This window comes from Pseudomonas sp. PHC1 (genome assembly GCF_046487845.1).
Lineage (GTDB): Bacteria > Pseudomonadota > Gammaproteobacteria > Pseudomonadales > Pseudomonadaceae > Aquipseudomonas > Aquipseudomonas sputi.
In genome coordinates, this window is record NZ_JBJXHJ010000002.1 from 492,435 (window position 1) to 512,782 (window position 20,348).

Consider the following 20,348-nt stretch of genomic DNA (forward strand, 5'->3'; position numbering starts at 1 on the left):
CTCCACCAGCCTCATCAAGCGGGCTCCGGCACCTTGCCGAATGCGCCTTGCCGCGACAGCAGAAGCACCAGCCCGAACGCTCCGGCCGCCATCAGCCACGGCAACGCGTGTCCACTGATCCACTGACTGCCCGCTCCCGCCATCAAAGGTCCGAGCAGACAACCAACACCCCACAGTTGCGCAACATGGGCATTGGCTCGCACCAGTGCATCATCGCGGTAGCGCTCACCGATCAGGATCAGCGACAGGGTGAACAGGCCACCGGCACTGGCGCCGAACAACACCCACAGCGGCCAGATCAGCAAGGTGTCGAGCAGCATCGGGATCGCCAGGCTCGACAGCATCAGCACCACGGCGCAACCGGTGAACAAGGTCCGCCGCGACAGGTAGTCGGCCAGCGCACCAATGGGCAATTGCAGCAGCGCATCGCCCACCACGACGGTGCTGACCATCGCCAGCGCAATTTGCGCCGTAAAACCCTGTTGCAGGCAATACACCGGCAACAGCGTCAGGATCATCGCCTCGAATGCAGCGAACAACGACACCGCCCAGGCAATTGCCGGCAGTTCGCGAGCAAAGCCCCACAAATCGCCGAACGTCACGCTGCTGGCCTCGCTGCTTGGGGCGCCGCTGCGGCCCAGCAACAACAAGGGTGAGGCCATCAGCAGGGCGACTCCAACCCAAAAACCATAATCATGCTCAGTGCCGAGCGCACCCAGCAGCAACGGACCAGACAGCTGGCTCAATGCATAGCTGCTGCCATACAGAGCAACCAGTCGCCCGCGCCAGTGCTCGACCACCAGTTGATTGATCCAGCTCTCGCCGAGGATGAACACGATGGTCAGGATCACCCCGATCATCAGCCGCAACACCAGCCAGATCGGGTAACTCGGCAGCAGTGCCAGCAGGCCGATGGACAGTGCCCCGCCCCACAGACAAAGACGCATCAGATTGGCTGTGCCGAAGCGCGCCGCCAGATGACTGGAAATCTTTGCCCCCAGCAACACGCCGATGGCCGGCATCGCCGCCATCACACCGATGGCGAATGAGCCGTAGCCCCAACCCTCCAGGCGCAGCGACACCAGCGGCATGCTGACACCGAGGGCCAGACCAACACTCAAGACAGATGCCAAAACGGCGAAATACGTCGCCCAACGCATGGTCCACGCTCCTGTGGATATTTTTATGTGCACCACAAAACCACTGTGGGAGCGAGCTCGCTCGCGAAAACGGTTTCACATTCAGCAGATTTGCTGACTGATACACCGCTTTCGCGAGCAAGCTCGCTCCCACAGGGATCCTTGTATCGTTCGGGAGCCCGACTCGGGGCTCCCTTAACGGTTTACAGCTTGATCCAGGTCGCCTTCAGCTCGGTGTATTTGTCGAACGCATGCAGCGACTTGTCACGGCCGTTGCCCGACTGCTTGAAGCCGCCAAACGGTGCGGTCATGTCGCCGCCATCGTACTGATTGACCCACACGCTGCCGGCACGCAGTGCCCTGGCGGTCAGGTGCGCCTTGGAGATGTCCTGAGTCCAGACCGCCGCCGCCAGACCGTAAGGCGTGTCGTTGGCGATGTTGATCGCTTCCTCGGCGGTGTCGAAAGCGATGACCGACAGCACCGGGCCGAAGATCTCTTCCTGGGCAATTTTCATCGCGTTGCTCACGCCGTCGAAAATCGTTGGCTCGACGTAGGTGCCACCGGTTTCCTGAAGAATGCGCTTGCCACCGGCCACCAGTTTGGCACCGTCGGTGTGGCCCGACTCGATGTAGGACAGCACGGTATTCATCTGCTGGGTATCCACCAGCGCGCCAACGTTGGTGGCCGGATCCAGCGGGTTGCCCGGTTTCCAGGCCTTGAGGGCCTCGATCACCATCGGCAGGAATTTGTCCTTGATCGAACGCTCGACCAGCAGGCGCGAACCGGCGGTGCAGACTTCGCCCTGGTTGAAGGCAATGGCGCTGGCGGCGGATTCGGCCGCGGCTTGCAGATCCGGTGCATCGGCAAACACGATGTTCGGGCTCTTGCCGCCGGCTTCCAGCCAGACGCGCTTCATGTTCGATTCGCCGGAATAGATCATCAGTTGCTTGGCGATCTTGGTCGATCCGGTGAACACCAGGGTGTCGACGTCATTGTGCAGCGCGAGCGCCTTGCCGACGGTGTGGCCGTAACCCGGCAGCACGTTCAGCACGCCTTTCGGGATGCCGGCCTCGACTGCCAGTTCGGCGATGCGGATGGCGGTCAGCGGGGATTTTTCAGACGGTTTGAGGATCACCGAGTTACCGGTCGACAGGGCCGGGCCGAGCTTCCAGCAGGCCATCATCAGCGGAAAGTTCCACGGCACGATGGCCCCGACCACACCGACCGGCTCCCGGGTTACCAGACCCAGTTGATCGTGCGGGGTAGCGGCGACTTCGTCATAGATCTTGTCGATCGCCTCACCGCTCCAGCTCAGCGCTTGTGCGGCACCCGGCACGTCGATGTACAGCGAGTCGCTGATCGGTTTGCCCATGTCGAGGGTTTCGAGCAGGGCCAGTTCTTCGGCATGCTGCTTGAGCAGGCCGGCGAAACGGATCATGGTGGCTTTGCGCTTGGTCGGCGCCAGGCGCGACCAGACGCCGGAATTGAAGGTAGCGCGGGCGTTTTCCACGGCGCGCTGGGCGTCGGCGGCGTCACAGCTGGCAATTTTGCCCAGCAGACGGCCATCGACCGGGCTGATGCACTCGAAGGTCTCGCCGGAGACGGCATCGGTGTACTCGCCATTGAGGAAGGCGCGGCCTTCAATTTTCAGGTCGCGGGCGCGTTGTTCCCAGTCGGCACGAGTCAGGGTGGTCATTCGAGTGTCCTCCTCTTGTTCAATACGAGCGCCGCGATCGTCGCGGTCGTCCTCAGGAATACTGCCCGGCCAGCCTGCTTTTCGGCCCAAGGCATCCGCCACCCTAAACCAGCGGCCGGGGTTGTTTCAATATATTTGACACAAGACGGCCATAGCGCCTTGCGGCGTTCAATTTAATCAACATAGACTTTGGCCCTTTCAAGCCACCGCGCCGTCACCACGGGAGAAAACAACAATGAACATCCAGAACGTCGTCGACATCAGCCTGACCACCCGCGAAGCCGAACGCTATCGCCCGGACCCGGCCAAAGTGCTGAAGGGGGATCCCGAGCAGGCGGTGTTCAATCAATACGACAGCCCTTGTGGGCAAATGGGCGTCGGCGTGTGGGAAGGGGCAGTCGGTCAGTGGACGGTGAATTACACCGAACACGAATACTGCGAAATCCTCCAGGGCGTTTCGGTACTGCGCGACAGCGAAGGCAACGCCAAGACCCTGCGTGTGGGTGACCGCTTCGTGATCCCGGCCGGTTTCCGTGGCACATGGGAAGTGCTGGAGGCTTGCCGCAAGGTCTATGTGATCTTCGAACAGAAGGCTTGAGGCCCTTCACCAGGCCACAAAAAAGGCCCGTATCGTGAGATACGGGCCTTTTTCGTAAGTCGGGAAAAATCAATTACTTGATTTTGCCTTCCTTGTAGATCACGTGCTTGCGAACAACCGGATCATATTTCTTGATCTCGATTTTGTCCGGGGTAGTACGCTTGTTCTTGTCGGTAGTGTAGAAGTGACCAGTACCGGCGCTCGAAATCAAACGAATCAATTCACGCATGATTAGCTCCCTTAAACCTTGCCGTCGCGACGCAGCTCGGCCAGCACAACGCTGATGCCACGCTTGTCGATGATACGCATGCCTTTGGCGGAAACGCGCAGGCGTACGAAACGTTTCTCTTCTTCAACCCAGAAGCGGTGATGCTGCAGGTTCGGCAGGAAACGACGACGGGTTTTGTTGTTTGCGTGGGAAATGTTGTTCCCAGTCACCGGACCCTTACCGGTAACTTGACATACTCTAGACATGCCTCAGCCCTCTAAAACCACATGCCCAACCCGGCATGGGTTGGCCGCTTAATCTCTAGTCATTGTGGCGCCAGGCGCCGCGATTCTTTAGAGGTCTTACCGGCTACACCTACAAGCGAAGGAACCGGGCCCCTAGAAAAGAGCGCTGCTTTATACCAGAAAGACCACGGAGCAACAACTTTCCGTGAACAAAGAATGGCTAAAAAGCCGCTTTCGACGGCCGCAAGCGCCTTGGGCTAGGGCTGCCGGCAATTTTTACCATTCGTCGAAGAAAATCGATCATACCCGCTATCGAGACTTTTCCTGCCGCCTCTTCCGACAAATCCTCAGCCATGCAGCCTCGAAAATGCAAAAAGGGGATAGTCATTTGCAATCGCGACCACTAGGGTAGGCCTTTTCCAGACTGCACTTGCAGATGGGCCTTCGATCTGTAAAGGAAGCCGACCATGCGCCTCGCTGCCCTCCCCCTGCTCTTCGCCCCGCTGTTACTGAGTCCACTGGCCCAGGCCGCCGCCCTGAGCGTCTGCACCGAGGCCAGCCCTGAGGGCTTCGACGTGGTGCAGTACAACTCGCTGACCACTACCAACGCCTCGGCCGACGTGCTGATGAATCGGCTGGTGGACTTCGACACCGCCAGTGGCAAGGTCGTCCCGAGCCTGGCCGACAGCTGGGAAGTCAGCACCGATGGCCTGACTTACGTCTTCAAGCTGCACCCGCAGGTGAAATTCCACACCACCGACTACTTCAAGCCGACCCGCGAGCTGACCGCCGAAGACGTCAAGTTCAGCTTCGACCGCATGCTCGACCCGGCCAACCCATGGCACAAGGTCGCCCAGAGCGGCTTTCCCCATGCCCAGTCGATGCAGTTGCCGAGCCTGATCAAAAAGATCGACGCGCTGGATCCGCTGACCGTGCGCTTCACCCTCGATCACCCGGACTCGACGTTCCTCGCGACCCTGAGCATGGGTTTTGCCTCCATTTATTCTGCTGAATACGCCGACAAACTCCTGAAGGCCGGCGCGACCGACAAGCTCAACAGCCAACCGATCGGCACCGGCCCGTTCGTGTTCAACCGCTTCCAGAAAGACGCTTCGATCCGCTACAAGGCCAACCCGGCCTACTTCCGCGGCAAACCGGCGGTGGATCCGCTGATCTTCGCCATCACCCCGGACGCCAACGTGCGCCTGCAAAAATTGCGGCGCAACGAGTGCCAGATTGCCCTGTCGCCAAAACCGCTGGACGTGCAGGCGGCAAAACAGGAACCGACGCTGAAAGTCGAAAAGACTGACGCATTCATGACCGCATTCGTCGGCATCAACAGCCAGCATCCGCCACTGGACAAACCGGAAGTGCGTCAGGCGATCAACCTCGCCTTCGACAAGGCCAACTACCTCAAAGCTGTGTTTGAAGACACCGCCGAAGCTGCCAACGGCCCGTATCCGCCGAACACCTGGAGCTACGCGAAGAACCTGCCGGGCTACGCCCACGACGTGGACAAGGCCAAGGCATTGCTGGCCAAGGCCGGATTGAAGGATGGCTTCCAGACCACTATCTGGACGCGTCCGTCCGGCAGTCTGCTCAACCCGAACCCGAGCCTGGGTGCACAACTGCTGCAATCGGATCTCGCGGAAATCGGCATTCAGGCGGAAATCCGCGTGATCGAATGGGGCGAACTGATCCGTCGCGCCAAGGCGGGCGAGCATGACTTGCTGTTCATGGGCTGGGCCGGCGACAACGGCGATCCGGACAACTTCCTCACCCCGCAGTTTTCCTGTGCGGCGGTGAAGTCCGGCACCAACTTCGCCCGTTACTGCAACGCCGACCTGGACAAGCTGATCAGCGCCGGCAAGACCACCAGCGAGCAAGGTGTGCGCACCAAGCTCTACGAACAGGCACAAACGCAGATCCAGCAGCAGGCGCTGTGGCTGCCGCTGGCGCATCCGACGGCGTATGCACTGACGCGCAAAGACGTGCAGGGTTACTCGGTGAGCCCGTTCGGGCGGCAGGACTACTCCAAGGTCACCCTCAAATAACCCGCCAAAACACATAACCTGTGGGAGCTGACTTGCCAGCTCCCACAGGGTTTTCAGTTCCTTGAGATTTACATCCAACCGCACTCCGCCATCGACAACGGCTCACCATCACCGACGATGAAGTGATCCAGCACCCGAACGTCGATCAACTCCAGGGCCTTCTGCAAGCGCTTGGTCAATAATCGATCAGCCTGACTGGGATCGGTGTTTCCCGACGGGTGGTTGTGGCACAGGATGAGCGCCGCCGCGTTGTTCGCCAGCGCACGCTTCACCACTTCCCGGGGATGGACCGCAGTGTTGTCGATGGAGCCCCGAAACAAAGGCTCAAAGGTCAGCACTTGGTGTTTTGAGTCCAGAAACAGACAGCCGAACACCTCATGCGGCTCGTGGCGCAGCATGGCTTTGAGGTAGTCGCGTACGACCTGTGGATTTTCCAGGGTCGGCTTCTGACGCATGCGCTCGGCCAGATGCCGCCGGGCCATTTCCAGCACGGCCTGCAATTGAGCAAATTTCGCCGGCCCCAAGCCCAATTGCTCGCTGAACGCTCCGAGATCAGCCTCCAGCAAAGCACGCAGGCTGCCAAACTGATTCAACAAGTGCCGCGCCAGATCCACCGCACTCTTTCCTGCTACGCCGGTGCGTAGAAAAATCGCCAGCAATTCGGCATCGGAAAGACTTCCCGAGCCCTGTTCCAACAGTTTCTCCCGCGGCCTCTCCGCCGCCGGCCAATCGCGAATACTCATACACATTCCTTGTCTGTGGGCGCCGCTGTTCCGTAGCGGTCGCTGTGATATCGTAGCCCATCTTTTTTGCGGGCGAATTCACCCTGGGGAGGGGGTTTCGCCACGTATGTCACCAACGAAATGAAAGGCAGACCTATGCAGCGGCTGTATCGGAAACGCATCGTTCTGGGCGTCGGCGGCGGCATTGCTGCCTACAAGAGCGCGGATCTTGTGCGCCGCCTGATCGATCAGGGCGCCGAAGTGCGCGTGGTCATGACCCGTGGCGGCAGCGAATTCATCACCCCGCTGACCATGCAGGCGCTGTCCGGCCACCCGGTTCACCTGGACCTGCTCGACCCGGCCGCCGAAGCGGCGATGGGCCACATCGAACTGGCCAAATGGGCCGATCTGGTGCTGATCGCCCCGGCCACCGCCGACCTGCTCGCCCGGCTGGCCCAAGGCATCGCCAATGATCTGCTGACCACGCTGGTGCTGGCCACCGACGCCATCGTGGCGGTCGCTCCGGCCATGAACCAGGCCATGTGGCGCGATCCGGCGACCCAGGCCAACCTGCAACTGCTTGAAAGCCGTGGCCTCAAGACTTTCGGCCCGGCCTCCGGCAGCCAGGCCTGCGGCGACGTCGGCATGGGCCGCATGATGGAAGCCACCGACCTGGCTCAGCTCGCGGCGGACTGCTTCCAGCGTCAGGCGCTGACCGGCAGGCACGTGGTCATCACCGCCGGCCCGACCCAGGAAAACATCGACCCGGTGCGCTACATCACCAACCACAGCTCCGGCAAAATGGGCTTCGCGCTGGCTGAAGCGGCAGTAGAAGCCGGCGCCCGCGTGACGCTGATCAGCGGCCCGGTGCACCTGCCGACGCCGGATCGCGTCACCCGCATCGACGTGGTCAGCGCCCGCGACATGCTCGCCGCGTGTGAAGCCGCGATCCCCTGCGACATCTTCATCGCCTCGGCGGCGGTCGCAGACTACCGTCCGGAAGTCGTCGCCCCGCAAAAATTGAAGAAAGACCCTACAAGCGGTGACGGCTTCGTCCTGCAAATGGTGCGCAACCCGGACATCCTGGCCACCATCGCGACCCGTCCCGACCGTCCGTTCAGTGTCGGCTTCGCCGCCGAGACCGAACACCTGCTCGACTACGCTGCACGCAAGCTGAAGGACAAGAATCTCGATCTGATCGTCGCCAACGACGTCGCCAACCCGAGCATCGGTTTCAACAGCGAAGAAAACGCCTGCAGCGTCATCGACCGTGCGCTGCACGCCACGGTTTTCGCCCAGACCAGCAAGAGCAAGATCGCTCGCCAACTGGTCACTTTTATCGCCGAACGTCTGAACCAGGTTTAATTTACATGCACGCTTTGCAAGCCAAGATCCTCGACCCACGCATCGGTACCGAATTCCCGCTGCCGCAATACGCCACACCGGGTTCCGCCGGCCTCGACCTGCGCGCCATGCTGCAAGAGGACATCGTGATCAAACCGGGTGAAACCGTGCTGATCCCGACCGGTCTGTCGGTCTACATCGGCGACCCGAACCTTGCCGCGCTGATCCTGCCACGCTCGGGCATGGGCCATAAGCACGGGATCGTGCTGGGCAACCTCGTCGGCCTGATCGACTCCGACTACCAGGGCCCGCTGATGGTGTCCTGCTGGAACCGCGGCCAGACTGAATTCACCATGCCGGTCGGCGAACGCCTGGCGCAGCTGGTACTGGTGCCGGTAGTGCAGGCGCACTTCGAAATGGTTGAAGAGTTTGTCGAGACCGAGCGCGGCACAGGTGGTTTCGGCCATTCCGGCACCAAGTGATTGGTTTTGTGGCGAGGGAGCCTGCTCCTTCGCCATAAAAATACGCAGATTCATCTGGAAGCTTTACCGCTGAAAATCAAGGCATTGGCAGGCCAAAGCCACGCCGCACAAGGCGTCATGGCCCTTTCACACCACGAACTCTCTGTGAAAACCGCCGTCATACCCTTCAGTTTGAACCTGCCGTCGAATGAGTCGTCGGTGTGTCCAGCCACTTTCGAGATGGAGCATTTTCGCAGATGAGCACCCCCGCCCAAGTCGCCCCGAAGCTTCCCGACAGCATCTTCCGCGCCTACGACATTCGCGGCACCGTGCCGGAATTCCTCAATGGCGAAACCGCCTACTGGATCGGTCGCGCCATCGGCTCCCAGAGCCTGGCCCAGGGCGAACCGAACGTGTCCGTCGGCCGTGACGGCCGTTTGTCCGGCCCGGAGCTGGTGGCCGAACTGATCCGCGGCATCGCCGAAAGCGGCTGCCACGTCAGCGACGTCGGCCTGGTGCCGACGCCTGCGCTGTACTACGCCGCCAACGTGCTGGCTGGCAAATCCGGGGTGATGCTCACCGGTAGCCACAACCCGTCGAACTACAACGGCTTCAAGATCGTGATCGCCGGCGACACCCTCGCCAACGAACAGATCCAGGCCCTGCACGAGCGCCTCAAGACCGGCAACCTGAGCAGCGGCACGGGCAGCGTGACTCAGGTCGAGATCCTCGACCGCTACACCACCGAAATCGTCCAGGACATCAAACTGGCTCGGCGCCTGAAAGTCGTGGTCGATTGCGGCAACGGCGCGGCCGGCGTGATCGCCCCGCAGCTGATCGAAGCGCTGAACTGCGAAGTCATCCCGCTGTACTGCGAAGTCGACGGCAACTTCCCGAATCATCACCCGGATCCAGGCAAACCGGAAAACCTCGTCGACCTGATCGCCAAGGTCAAGGAAACCAATGCCGACATCGGCCTGGCTTTCGACGGCGACGGTGACCGCGTCGGCGTGGTGACCAACACCGGCACCATCGTGTTCCCGGATCGCCTGCTGATGCTGTTTGCCCGTGACGTGGTGGCGCGCAACCCGGACGCGGAGATCATCTTCGACGTCAAATGCACCCGCCGCCTCGTCCCGCTGATCAAGGAATATGGCGGCCGGCCGCTAATGTGGAAGACCGGTCACTCGTTGATCAAAAAGAAAATGAAACAGTCCGGCGCACTGTTGGCCGGCGAAATGAGCGGGCACATTTTCTTCAAGGAACGCTGGTTTGGTTTCGACGACGGTATTTACAGCGCCGCACGGCTGCTGGAAATCCTCAGCAAGGAAAAATCCGACGCGGAAACGCTGTTCGCGACCTTCCCGAACGATATTTCCACACCGGAAATCAATATCCATGTGACCGAAGAGAGCAAATTCAGCATCATTGATGCACTGCACGATGCGCAGTGGGGTCCAGGCGCCGACCTGACCACCATTGACGGCGTGCGGGTCGACTATGCCAAAGGCTGGGGCCTGGTGCGCGCGTCCAACACCACACCGGTGCTGGTGCTGCGCTTCGAGGCCGATGACGAGGCGGAACTGCAGCGCATCCAGGCTGTGTTCCATGCCCAACTGAAACGCGTTGCACCTGATCTCCAACTACCGTTCTGATTGCTGATTCACCCGGAGCCCTGAATGACCCTCGAACGCGATGCCGCCGCCAACACTGCCAAGGTCCTGTCCGAAGCGCTGCCTTACATCCGCCGATACGTCGGCAAGACCCTGGTGATCAAATACGGCGGCAACGCGATGGAAAGCGAGGAGCTGAAAACCGGCTTCGCCCGCGACATCGTGCTGATGAAGGCCGTAGGCATCAACCCGGTGGTCGTTCACGGTGGCGGCCCGCAGATCGGTGATCTGCTCAAGCGCCTGTCGATCGAAAGCCACTTCGTCGACGGGATGCGCGTCACAGACGCCGCGACCATGGACGTGGTGGAAATGGTCCTCGGCGGTCAGGTCAACAAGAGCATCGTCAACCTGATCAACCGCCACGGCGGCAGCGCCATCGGTCTGACCGGTAAAGACGCCGGGTTGATTCGCGCGAAGAAGCTCACTGTCACCCGTCAGACCCCGGAGATGACCCAGCCGGAAATCATCGACATCGGCCATGTGGGCGAAGTGGTCGGGATCAACACCGAACTGCTGAACCTGCTGGTCAAAGGCAACTTCATCCCGGTGATCGCGCCGATTGGCGTGGGTGAAAACGGCGAGTCGTACAACATCAACGCTGACCTGGTGGCCGGCAAGGTTGCCGAAGCACTGAAAGCCGAAAAGCTGATGCTGCTGACCAACATCGCCGGCCTGATGGACAAGTCGGGCACCGTGCTGACCGGCCTTAGCACCCAGCAGGTCGACGACCTGATCGCCGACGGCACCATCTACGGCGGCATGCTGCCGAAGATCCGCTGCGCACTGGAAGCAGTTCAGGGCGGCGTGGGCAGCTCGCTGATCATCGACGGCCGTGTACCGAACGCGATCTTGCTGGAAATCTTCACCGACACCGGTGTGGGTACACTGATCAGCAATCGCAAGCGTCCTTAAGCGGTAGCGCAAACAAAAAGACCCCGCTCAGCCTGGCTGAGCGGGGTCTTTTTTTGCCTGAAGCTACGATCAGACGCCAAACTGGGCGCGGTAGGCTTCAACGGCTGGCAGGTGCTGCTTGAGCTGCGGGTCGTCAGCCAGGAATTCCAGCACCTGGTTCAGCGACACGATGCTGATGACCGGGATGCCGAAATCACGCTCGACTTCCTGGATGGCCGACAGCTCGCCGTTGCCGCGCTCCTGACGGTTCAGGGCGATCAGCACGCCGGCAGCCTTGGCGCCGTCCTGGGAAGCGATGATCTGCATCACTTCACGGATCGCGGTGCCGGCGGTGATCACGTCGTCGATGATCAGCACATCACCGGTCAGCGGTGCGCCGACCAGGCTGCCGCCCTCGCCGTGGGCCTTGGCTTCCTTGCGGTTGAAGCACCATGGCAAATCACGGTTATGGTGTTCGGCCAGTGCCACGGCAGTGGTTGCCGCCAGCGGGATGCCTTTGTAGGCCGGGCCGAACAGCACGTCGAACGGAATGCCACTCTCGGCGATGGCCGCGGCGTAGAAACGCCCCAGTTGCGCCAGCGCGGAACCCGAGTTGAACAGGCCGGCATTGAAGAAGTAAGGACTGGTGCGCCCGGACTTCAGGGTGAACTCACCGAAGCGCAAAACCCCGCGATCGATGGCAAAACGAATGAAATCGCGCTGATACGCTTGCATGAAAAAAACCCCAAATACCACGGATTTAGCTAATTAGCTTGACGCCGTGTATCATACACGCACGCGATTTTTGGGGCCATTTATGCGGATCATCAGTGTGAACGTCAATGGTATTCAGGCTGCAGTCGAGCGCGGTTTGCTCAGTTGGCTGCAGGCTCAGAATGCCGACGTCATCTGCCTGCAGGACACCCGTGCCTCCGCCTTTGAACTGGACGACCCAGCCTTCCAACTGGATGGCTACTTCCTTTATGCCTGCGATGCTGAAGTCCCTGCCCAAGGCGGCGTGGCTTTGTATTCGCGGTTGCAACCGAAGGCTGTCATCAGCGGTCTCGGTTTCGAGACGGCCGACCGCTACGGGCGCTACCTGCAAGCAGATTTCGACAAAGTCAGTATTGCCACCTTGCTGCTTCCTTCGGGGATGAACGGCGATGAGGACTTGAACCAGAAGTTCAAGCTCATGGACGACTTCGGCAAGTACCTGGACAAACAGCGGCGCAAACGTCGCGAGTACATTTATTGTGGCTCGCTGTACGTCGCGCAGCAGAAGCTCGACATCAAGAACTGGCGCGACAGCCAGCAATCCCCGGGTTTCCTGGCGCCGGAACGCGCCTGGATGGACGAGATTGTCGGCAACATGGGCTACGTAGACGCCCTGCGCGAAGTCAGCCGTGAAGGCGACCAGTACAGCTGGTGGCCGGACAACGAACAGGCCGAGATGCTGAATCTGGGCTGGCGCTTCGACTACCAGATCCTGACTCCAGGGCTGCGGCGCTTCGTGCGCAGCGCACGCCTGCCACGTCAGCCTCGGTTCTCGCAGCACGCGCCGCTGATCGTCGACTACGACTGGACGCTGACCATCTAAGCGGCCTTTCGCAGACACAAAAAAACCGACATCACTGTCGGTTTTTTTGTGGGCGATCGTTCGTTATTTGATCAACCGCCAGGTGAACGGATAGCGGTACGGGAAACCTTCGTTGGCTTTCACCCCACCGATGATCGTCAGCACCAGCGCCGCAATGGCCAGCAGGCCAAACAGCACGAACCCGATAAGCAACAGCATCAGCACGAAGCAGATCATCGAAGCGATCGCCACGGTGATCTGGAAATTCAACGCTTCCTTACCCTGAGCGTCGATGAACGGATCGGTCTCGCGCTTCATCTGCCACAGGACCAGCGGCCCGATCAGCGTACCGAACGGAATCCAGATCCCCAGCAAGGCGGACAAGTGACAAAACATCGCCCATTGGCGAACCTCCTGGCTCGGCTTGGGCAGCAGCTCTTGCTCATCACTCATCGCGTCCTCCTTGCGGGTTACGAACCTGCTCAGTCGGCCAGTGCAGCCTTTTGCAGTTCGAAGATTTCGTTCATGCCTTTCTTCGCCAGCTCCAGCATCGCGTTCAGCTCTTCAGGCTGGAACGGCGCGCCTTCGGCGGTGCCCTGCACTTCGATGAAGCCACCGGTGCTGGTCATCACCACGTTGAGGTCGGTCTCGGCGGCGGAATCTTCAAGATAGTCCAGATCCAGTACCGGCTCGCCCTGGTACATGCCCACGGAAACAGCACCGATCATTTGCTTGAGCGGGTCGCCGCCTTTCAGGCCACCGCGCTTCTTGATCACTTTCAGTGCATCGACCAGCGCAACCATGGCGCCGGTGATCGACGCGGTGCGGGTACCGCCGTCGGCCTGGATCACGTCGCAGTCGACATACAGGGTGACATCGCCAAGCTTGGACATGTCCAGCGCGGCGCGCAGGGAACGACCGATCAGGCGCTGGATTTCCAGGGTACGACCGCCCTGCTTGCCGCGGCTCGCTTCACGCTGGTTACGCTCGCCGGTGGCGCGTGGCAGCATGCCGTATTCGGCAGTCAGCCAGCCTTGGCCCTGACCTTTGAGGAATCGCGGCACGCCGTTTTCGACGCTGACGGTGCAGATGACCTTGGTATCACCGAATTCGACCAGTACCGATCCCTCGGCGTGTTTGGTGTAGTTGCGGGTAATGCGGATCGAGCGGAGCTGATCGGCAGCGCGACCACTTGGACGTTTCATAGGAGATACCTGTACTGGGGACGGAAAACTGCGGAGCATTATAGAGCCGTGCACCGCGCCTGGGCACTCGTTAAAAAATCCGGCCGACGACCGAAGCCCCTGAAACGCGCTTTGCCGACGGCCTGCAGCCCTTTGTCACACCGTGTGTTTGGGCGCATCCGCCGCACTGCGCTACAATCCTGCGCCTTTGCTGCCAGTCGGCTTACATTCATTGAGATCGCCTGCGCGGAACGTCGTTTCTGCGCCGATCTGCATTGCGAGGTACCACCATGGTGCACAGCATGACCGCCTTCGCCCGCGTCGAAAAAGCCGGCGTCCAGGGCACCCTGAGCTGGGAACTGCGCTCGGTCAACAGCCGCTACCTGGAGCCCCACCTGCGCTTGCCGGAGTCGTTTCGCGACCTCGAAGGCGCTGTCCGCGAAGCCCTGCGCCAGGGCCTGTCGCGCGGCAAACTGGAATGCACCCTGCGTTTCACCGAGGAAAGCACCGGCAAGCCGCTGCAGGTGGATCGTGAGCGCGCCGCGCAACTGGTCGCCGCTGCCGAAACCGTCGCCGGCCTGATCAAGAACCCGGCCGCGCTGAACCCGCTGGAAGTGCTGGCCTGGCCAGGCGTACTGGTCGCCGACGCCACCGACCCGCAGGCGCTGAACGCCGAGGCGCTGGCCTTGTTCAATCAGGGCCTGAAAGACCTCAAGGCCGGCCGCGAGCGCGAAGGCGCGGAGCTGGCCCGCCTGATCAACGATCGCCTGACCGCCATCGAGGAAGATGTGGTGACCCTGCGCGAACTGGTTCCGCAGATGCTTGCCACCCAGCGCCAGAAAGTCCTCGACCGTTTTGCCGACATGAAGGCCGAACTGGACCCGCAGCGCCTGGAACAGGAAATGGTCATCCTCGCGCAAAAGAGCGACGTGGCCGAAGAACTGGATCGCCTGAGCACCCACATCATCGAAGTTCGCCGGGTGCTCAAATCCGGCGGTGCCGCCGGCCGGCGCCTGGACTTCCTGATGCAGGAACTCAACCGCGAAGCCAACACATTGGGCTCCAAGGCCTTCGACCCGCGCAGCACCCAGGCGGCGGTCAACCTCAAGGTGTTGATCGAGCAGATGCGCGAACAAGTGCAGAATATTGAGTAAGGCTACCCCCGACATGACCCACAGCACCGGCACCCTGTACATCATTTCCGCCCCTTCGGGCGCGGGCAAGAGCAGTCTGGTCAAGGCTTTGACCGACACCAATCCGGACATTCGCGTCTCGATTTCCCACACCACCCGCGCCATGCGCCCGGGTGAAGTGGACGGCGTGAACTATCACTTCGTGACCCGCGAAGAGTTCGTGAAGATGGGCGAGCACGGCGACTTCCTGGAACGCGCCGAAGTCTTCGGCAACTTCTACGGCACCTCGCAAAGCCGCCTGCAGCAGACCCTGGACGAAGGTCACGACCTGATTCTGGAGATCGACTGGCAAGGCGCCGAGCAAGTGCGCAAGCTGATGCCGCAGGCCCGTTCGATCTTCATTCTGCCGCCATCGCTGCAGGCCCTGCACCAGCGCCTGACCAACCGTGGCCAGGACAGCGACGAGATCATCGATGGCCGGATGCGCGAAGCCGTCAGCGAGATGAGCCACTACGTCGAGTACGACTACCTGATCATCAACGACGATTTCGCCCATGCGCTGGACGATCTGAAGGCGATTTTCCGCGCCAATCAGCTGCAACAGAAACGTCAGCAAGTGCGTTTCGGCAAATTGCTGGCTGAATTGCTGGGCTGAAACAGCACTTCCCAAAACCGCTGCAAGGGCTTTACATTGGCACTTGCAGCGCGTTGAAGAGTCTGGTCAAAAAATCAGCGCTTCCCTAATCGCTGGTGATTTTTTAAACTGTTGAGTCCGCTCGCCCAACCGGGCAGCGCGCATATTGCATTCGCTCCGAGGAATACCATGGCCCGCGTAACCGTTGAAGACTGCCTAGAACACGTGGAAAACCGCTTTGAGCTGGTCATGCTCTCTACCAAGCGTGCCCGTCAACTGGCCACCGGCGGCAAAGAGCCTCTGGTTCAGTGGGAAAACGACAAACCGACCGTAGTGGCGCTGCGTGAAATCGCTGAAGGCCTGATGAGCTACGAGTTCATCGCCGAGCAGGAAATCGTCCACGAAGACCCTGTCTTCGCTGCGTTCGAGGACGAGTCCAACGAGGCCGTCTAAGCCTATGCCTGGTCGACGTAGCACGGCGCGGGATCACAGCTTACGGCAGGATTTATCATGCCGAGCATAGACGCCCTCGCCGATCGCTTATCGACCTACCTCGGCAACGACCAGGTCAACCTGGTCCGCCGAGCGTATTTCTACGCCGAACAAGCCCATGACGGCCAACGCCGCCGCAGCGGTGAGGCGTACGTCACGCATCCTCTTGCCGTGGCGAATATTCTTGCCGACATGCACATGGACCATCAGAGCCTGATGGCCGCGATGCTGCATGACGTGATCGAAGACACCGGTATTGCCAAAGAAGCGCTGCAAGCGCAGTTCGGTGAAACCGTGGCCGAACTGGTCGACGGGGTAAGCAAACTGACCCAGATGAACTTCGAGACCAAAGCCGAAGCCCAAGCGGAAAACTTCCAGAAAATGGCCATGGCCATGGCGCGCGACATTCGCGTGATCCTGGTCAAGCTCGCCGACCGCCTGCACAACATGCGCACGCTGGAAGTGCTGTCCGGCGAAAAACGCCGGCGCATCGCCAAGGAAACCCTCGAGATCTACGCCCCCATCGCCAACCGGCTGGGCATGCACGCGATCCGCATCGAGTTCGAAGACCTCGGCTTCAAGGCGATGCACCCGATGCGTTCCGCGCGGATCTACCAGGCCGTCAAGCGCGCCCGGGGTAACCGCAAGGAAATCGTCAACAAGATCGAAGAATCACTCGGCCACTGCCTCGCCATCGACGGCATCCAGGGTGAAGTCAGCGGTCGCCAGAAACACCTCTACGGCATCTACAAGAAAATGCGCGGCAAGCGTCGGGCCTTCAACGAGATCATGGACGTCTATGCGTTCCGGATCATCGTCGACAAGGTCGATACCTGCTACCGCGTGCTGGGTGCTGTACATAATTTGTACAAACCGTTGCCGGGACGCTTCAAGGATTACATCGCGATCCCCAAGGCCAACGGCTATCAGTCGCTGCACACCACGCTGTTCGGCATGCACGGTGTACCGATCGAAATCCAGATCCGCACCCGCGAAATGGAAGAGATGGCCAACAACGGCATCGCCGCCCATTGGCTGTACAAATCCAGCGGCGACGAGCAGCCGAAAGGCACTCATGCCCGGGCCCGTCAGTGGGTCAAGGGCGTGCTGGAGATGCAGCAACGTGCCGGCAACTCGCTGGAATTCATCGAGAGCGTGAAGATCGACCTGTTCCCGGACGAGGTCTACGTGTTCACGCCCAAAGGCCGGATCATGGAGCTGCCCAAAGGCTCCACGGCGGTCGACTTTGCCTACGCGGTACACACCGACGTCGGCAACAGCTGCATCGCCTGCCGGATCAACCGGCGTCTCGCGCCGCTGTCCGAACCGCTGCAAAGCGGCTCCACGGTCGAGATCGTCAGCGCTCCCGGCGCACGGCCGAACCCGGCGTGGCTCAACTTCGTGGTCACCGGCAAGGCGCGGACGCACATCCGCCATGCGCTGAAACTGCAACGCCGCTCCGAATCCATCAGCCTCGGCGAACGCCTGCTGAACAAGGTGCTCAACGGCTTCGACAGCGCGCTGGAACAGATTCCGGCCGAGCGCGTGAAGGCAATGCTCACCGAGTACCGCCTCGAACTGATCGAAGACCTGCTGGAAGACATTGGCCTGGGCAACCGCATGGCCTACGTCGTGGCACGCCGCCTGCTCGGCGAAGGCGAACAACTGCCAAGCCCGGAAGGCCCGCTGGCGATTCGCGGCACCGAAGGCCTGGTCCTCAGTTACGCCAAATGTTGCACGCCGATCCCGGGCGACCCGATTGTCGGTCACCTGTCAGCGGGCAAAGGCATGGTCGTGCACCTGGACAACTGCCGCAACATCAGCGAAATCAGGCACAACCCGGAAAAATGCATCCAGCTCTCGTGGGCCAAGGATGTCACCGGCGAATTCAACGTCGAACTGCGCGTCGAGCTGGAACACCAGCGCGGCCTGATCGCCCTGCTGGCCAGCAGCGTCAACGCCGCCGACGGCAATATCGAGAAAATCAGCATGGACGAACGCGATGGTCGCATCAGCGTTGTCCAGTTGGTGGTCAGTGTCCACGACCGTGTGCACCTGGCCCGCGTGATCAAGAAACTGCGCGCCCTGACCGGGGTGATCCGCATCACCCGCATGCGTGCATAACTCAAACATTACAAGGAGTCATACATGACCAAGACCGTTATCAGCAGCGACAAGGCCCCGGCCGCCATCGGTACTTACTCCCAGGCGATCAAGGCCGGTAACACCGTTTACATGTCGGGTCAGATTCCCCTCGATCCAAAAACCATGGAACTGGTCGAAGGCTTCGAAGCCCAGACCGTCCAGGTGTTCGAGAACCTGAAAGCCGTGGCCGAAGCCGCCGGCGGTTCGTTCAAGGACATCGTCAAGCTGAACATCTTCCTCACCGACCTGAGCCACTTCGCCAAGGTCAACGAGATCATGGGCAAGTACTTCGACCAGCCTTACCCGGCGCGCGCCGCCATCGGCGTGGCTGCCCTGCCAAAGGGTTCGCAGGTCGAAATGGATGCCATTCTGGTCATCGAGTAATGCGCACGGCGCGGCCTCAGACGCCGCGCCGACTGCTCTGCGGTAAAGAAAAGGTTTTGAAAGGATTCCACCATGCGCAAAGCGCTTGCTCTCTCGCTGCTCGCCATTTTCCTCGGCGGTTGCGCCAGCAACCCTGCCGACCGTGACATCAGCGGCACCTGGATCAATCAGGTCGCCATCGATGCCGCTGCCAAGGGCGGCCCCCTGCGCGAAGCGCTTCAGGCTTACGGCCCGAACCTGGAGTGGGACGTCAACACCAAGGCCGGCCAGGCCCGCTACACCAACGGTTTTGAAAACGTCGAAGGTCGCCTGCTCGGCGAGGAGTCCGGCGCCTGGAAAGTCGACTTCTACGGCAGCTCCGCCAGCGAGCTGAAACGTGACGGTGGTCAACTGCAACAAGCCGCCAATGAAAACGAACCGGAACAGGTCTTCGACCGCGCGCAGATTCCGGTGCCGGAAGGCGCACCGATCGGCGCCAGCTTCGAACGCGCGCTGTATTCCGCTTATCTGGGCGGCAACTGGACCATCACCAGCGGCCAGGGCGAAGGTGCCACCGTGCAATTCCAGGCTGACGGCCAAGTCTCCGGCCTGCCGGGTGCCGACCGCTATGCGCTGTGCCTCGCAGGCGATTGCGCATCGATGAGCAGCGGCAACGACAGCATGTGGCTGCAGCAGAACGGCCAGGGCAACAACTGGATCTTCGTACGCAAGGGCAAAGAGCTGGAGATCCTACAGGCCGTGAACACGGCGCTGGCAGATGAACAACCGCAGTTCACCCCAGGTGAGCGCAAGTGGTTGCTCGAAAAGCAGTGACCGACGCTTGAGACAGAAAAGGCGGGAGCAAGCATTGGCTCCCGCCTTTTTTACGCCCGAGAGTCAGCAGCGCCCCTCAAGAATCGCGGCGTAACCTTCGCGATAACTCGGATACTTCGGCACCCAGCCCAACGCCTTCGCCCGGGCATTGCTGCAACGCTTGCTGCCGGTGCGACGCACGCTCTCGTCTTCCGACCATTCGGTGACGCCCAGATACTCACGCAACCAGGCCACCACCTCGGCCAGCGGTGCCGGCGCATCGTCCACGCCGATATAGATGCCATCCAGCGCGACACCCTTGCGATCCGCCTCCAGCAGAAACGCCATCAACCCCGCCGCATCATCGGCATGAATGCGATTGCCGTACAGTGGCGGATCGACCGCCACACGATAACCACGACGCACCTGGGTCAACAGCCACTCACGGCCGGGACCGTAAATACCGGTCAGGCGCACGATGCTCGCGGGAATGCCGCTATTGAGCGCAACCTGCTCGGCCTCCAGCATCACCCGACCGGAATAACCCGCAGCGACGGTTTCGGATTTTTCATCGACCCATTCGCCGTTCTGCTGCCCGTAAACACTGCTGCTGGAAACAAACAGCAGCCGCTCAGGCTCCTGTCCGTAATCGTTCAGCCAACCCAGCACATGCTGCAAACCCTGCACATACGCCGCGCGATAACCGGCCTCATCGTGATCGGTGGCCGCCGCGCTATACACCAGGTAATCGATAGCACCCACCGGCCAGGTCTCGGGGCAATCTTCATTGAACAGGTCACCGGCTACACCGATGACGCCGTCCGGCAAACGTGAAATATCACGGCGCAGGCCGTAGACCTGGAAGCCGGCAGCCAGCAATTGCGTGGCCAGACGGCTGCCGACATCACCGCAACCGGCGATCAAAACAGAAGGCGCGGACATCAAAAATCTCCCATCGGAAAGCGACAGACTAGCC

At 60.8% G+C, this 20,348-nt stretch carries 21 protein-coding genes and 1 pseudogene; 13 read left to right on the top strand and 9 right to left on the bottom strand.

All coding sequences use genetic code 11. From position 1 onward, the window contains the following. Positions 1–14: 14 nt before the first annotated feature. Both ACKJSM_RS04870 and ACKJSM_RS04875 read right to left on the bottom strand, forming a co-directional pair. On the bottom strand, positions 15–1,160 hold the full coding sequence (locus tag ACKJSM_RS04870) for an MFS transporter (RefSeq protein ID WP_410236791.1): 1,146 nt from the start codon (positions 1,158–1,160) through the stop codon (positions 15–17). 182 nt (positions 1,161–1,342) lie between these two features. After that, positions 1,343–2,836, bottom strand: coding sequence for an aldehyde dehydrogenase (locus tag ACKJSM_RS04875; RefSeq protein WP_236182300.1), 1,494 nt, complete (start codon positions 2,834–2,836; stop codon positions 1,343–1,345). A gap of 235 nt (positions 2,837–3,071) precedes the next feature. Between ACKJSM_RS04875 and ACKJSM_RS04880 the strand changes: the two genes are divergently transcribed. After that, complete coding sequence (locus tag ACKJSM_RS04880) at positions 3,072–3,434, top strand: cupin domain-containing protein (protein WP_236182301.1); 363 nt, start codon at positions 3,072–3,074, stop codon at positions 3,432–3,434. 73 nt (positions 3,435–3,507) lie between these two features. Here the strand turns inward: ACKJSM_RS04880 and rpmG are convergent, their stop codons facing one another. Further along, positions 3,508–3,663, bottom strand: a complete 156-nt coding sequence (gene rpmG / locus ACKJSM_RS04885; protein ID WP_003177274.1) for a 50S ribosomal protein L33 — start codon at positions 3,661–3,663, stop codon at positions 3,508–3,510. Positions 3,664–3,674: 11 nt separating this feature from the next. Beyond that, on the bottom strand, positions 3,675–3,908 hold the full coding sequence (gene rpmB, locus ACKJSM_RS04890) for a 50S ribosomal protein L28 (protein WP_003177273.1): 234 nt from the start codon (positions 3,906–3,908) through the stop codon (positions 3,675–3,677). Positions 3,909–4,354: 446 nt separating this feature from the next. Between rpmB and ACKJSM_RS04895 the strand changes: the two genes are divergently transcribed. Next, positions 4,355–5,941, top strand: coding sequence for an ABC transporter substrate-binding protein (locus ACKJSM_RS04895; RefSeq protein ID WP_236182302.1), 1,587 nt, complete (start codon positions 4,355–4,357; stop codon positions 5,939–5,941). Between the two features lie 68 nt (positions 5,942–6,009). On the opposite strand, the gene radC is transcribed toward ACKJSM_RS04895, so the two are convergent. Then, complete coding sequence (radC, locus tag ACKJSM_RS04900; RefSeq protein WP_236182303.1) at positions 6,010–6,684, bottom strand: RadC family protein; 675 nt, start codon at positions 6,682–6,684, stop codon at positions 6,010–6,012. A 135-nt stretch (positions 6,685–6,819) separates the two neighbouring features. Here radC and coaBC point away from each other — a divergent pair, with 135 nt between their 5' ends. From coaBC to argB, 4 genes and pseudogenes are all read left to right on the top strand, one after another. Next, positions 6,820–8,028 (top strand): bifunctional phosphopantothenoylcysteine decarboxylase/phosphopantothenate--cysteine ligase CoaBC, encoded by a 1,209-nt coding sequence (coaBC, locus tag ACKJSM_RS04905; protein ID WP_236182304.1) that lies wholly within the window; start codon positions 6,820–6,822, stop codon positions 8,026–8,028. Between the two features lie 5 nt (positions 8,029–8,033). Beyond that, a complete protein-coding gene (gene dut / locus ACKJSM_RS04910) occupies positions 8,034–8,489 on the top strand; it encodes a dUTP diphosphatase (protein ID WP_011336556.1) in 456 nt (151 codons plus the stop codon). A 257-nt stretch (positions 8,490–8,746) separates the two neighbouring features. Next, a pseudogene (locus ACKJSM_RS04915) lies at positions 8,747–10,123 on the top strand (phosphomannomutase/phosphoglucomutase); the annotation flags it as partial. 24 nt (positions 10,124–10,147) lie between these two features. After that, entirely contained in the window at positions 10,148–11,053 is a 906-nt protein-coding gene (gene argB / locus ACKJSM_RS04920; protein WP_007954443.1) for an acetylglutamate kinase, read from the top strand. Between the two features lie 69 nt (positions 11,054–11,122). Here argB and pyrE read toward each other — a convergent pair whose 3' ends face one another. Continuing rightward, a complete protein-coding gene (gene pyrE / locus ACKJSM_RS04925; protein WP_011336558.1) occupies positions 11,123–11,767 on the bottom strand; it encodes an orotate phosphoribosyltransferase in 645 nt (214 codons plus the stop codon). An 82-nt stretch (positions 11,768–11,849) separates the two neighbouring features. Between pyrE and ACKJSM_RS04930 the strand changes: the two genes are divergently transcribed. Further along, on the top strand, positions 11,850–12,629 hold the full coding sequence (locus tag ACKJSM_RS04930) for an exodeoxyribonuclease III (protein WP_007920349.1): 780 nt from the start codon (positions 11,850–11,852) through the stop codon (positions 12,627–12,629). 63 nt (positions 12,630–12,692) lie between these two features. On the opposite strand, the gene ACKJSM_RS04935 is transcribed toward ACKJSM_RS04930, so the two are convergent. Both ACKJSM_RS04935 and rph read right to left on the bottom strand, forming a co-directional pair. After that, the gene (locus ACKJSM_RS04935; RefSeq protein ID WP_007954441.1) at positions 12,693–13,061 is read right to left on the bottom strand and encodes a DUF4870 domain-containing protein; all 369 of its coding nucleotides are present in this window, start codon (positions 13,059–13,061) and stop codon (positions 12,693–12,695) included. A gap of 29 nt (positions 13,062–13,090) precedes the next feature. Next, positions 13,091–13,813: a ribonuclease PH gene (gene rph / locus ACKJSM_RS04940; protein WP_003229494.1), complete on the bottom strand. Its 723-nt coding sequence runs from the start codon at positions 13,811–13,813 to the stop codon at positions 13,091–13,093. Positions 13,814–14,082: 269 nt separating this feature from the next. Between rph and ACKJSM_RS04945 the strand changes: the two genes are divergently transcribed. The 6 genes from ACKJSM_RS04945 (at position 14,083) to ACKJSM_RS04970 (ending at position 19,393) form a co-directional block, all read left to right on the top strand. Next, on the top strand, positions 14,083–14,946 hold the full coding sequence (locus ACKJSM_RS04945) for a YicC/YloC family endoribonuclease (RefSeq protein ID WP_064600420.1): 864 nt from the start codon (positions 14,083–14,085) through the stop codon (positions 14,944–14,946). Between the two features lie 13 nt (positions 14,947–14,959). Further along, the gene (gene gmk / locus ACKJSM_RS04950) at positions 14,960–15,580 is read left to right on the top strand and encodes a guanylate kinase (protein ID WP_011336561.1); all 621 of its coding nucleotides are present in this window, start codon (positions 14,960–14,962) and stop codon (positions 15,578–15,580) included. Positions 15,581–15,748: 168 nt separating this feature from the next. Further along, on the top strand, positions 15,749–16,012 hold the full coding sequence (rpoZ, locus tag ACKJSM_RS04955) for a DNA-directed RNA polymerase subunit omega (RefSeq protein WP_003229503.1): 264 nt from the start codon (positions 15,749–15,751) through the stop codon (positions 16,010–16,012). A 57-nt stretch (positions 16,013–16,069) separates the two neighbouring features. After that, positions 16,070–18,175 carry a bifunctional GTP diphosphokinase/guanosine-3',5'-bis pyrophosphate 3'-pyrophosphohydrolase gene (spoT, locus tag ACKJSM_RS04960; protein WP_007954439.1) on the top strand — a complete coding sequence of 702 codons (2,106 nt, stop codon included), beginning with the start codon at positions 16,070–16,072 and terminating at the stop codon, positions 18,173–18,175. 24 nt (positions 18,176–18,199) lie between these two features. After that, on the top strand, positions 18,200–18,580 hold the full coding sequence (locus ACKJSM_RS04965; RefSeq protein WP_085685905.1) for a RidA family protein: 381 nt from the start codon (positions 18,200–18,202) through the stop codon (positions 18,578–18,580). Positions 18,581–18,652: 72 nt separating this feature from the next. Then, entirely contained in the window at positions 18,653–19,393 is a 741-nt protein-coding gene (locus ACKJSM_RS04970; RefSeq protein ID WP_236182305.1) for a hypothetical protein, read from the top strand. Positions 19,394–19,456: 63 nt separating this feature from the next. Here ACKJSM_RS04970 and ACKJSM_RS04975 read toward each other — a convergent pair whose 3' ends face one another. Then, complete coding sequence (locus ACKJSM_RS04975) at positions 19,457–20,314, bottom strand: SDR family oxidoreductase (RefSeq protein WP_236179680.1); 858 nt, start codon at positions 20,312–20,314, stop codon at positions 19,457–19,459. Between the last annotated feature and the right edge of the window lie 34 nt (positions 20,315–20,348).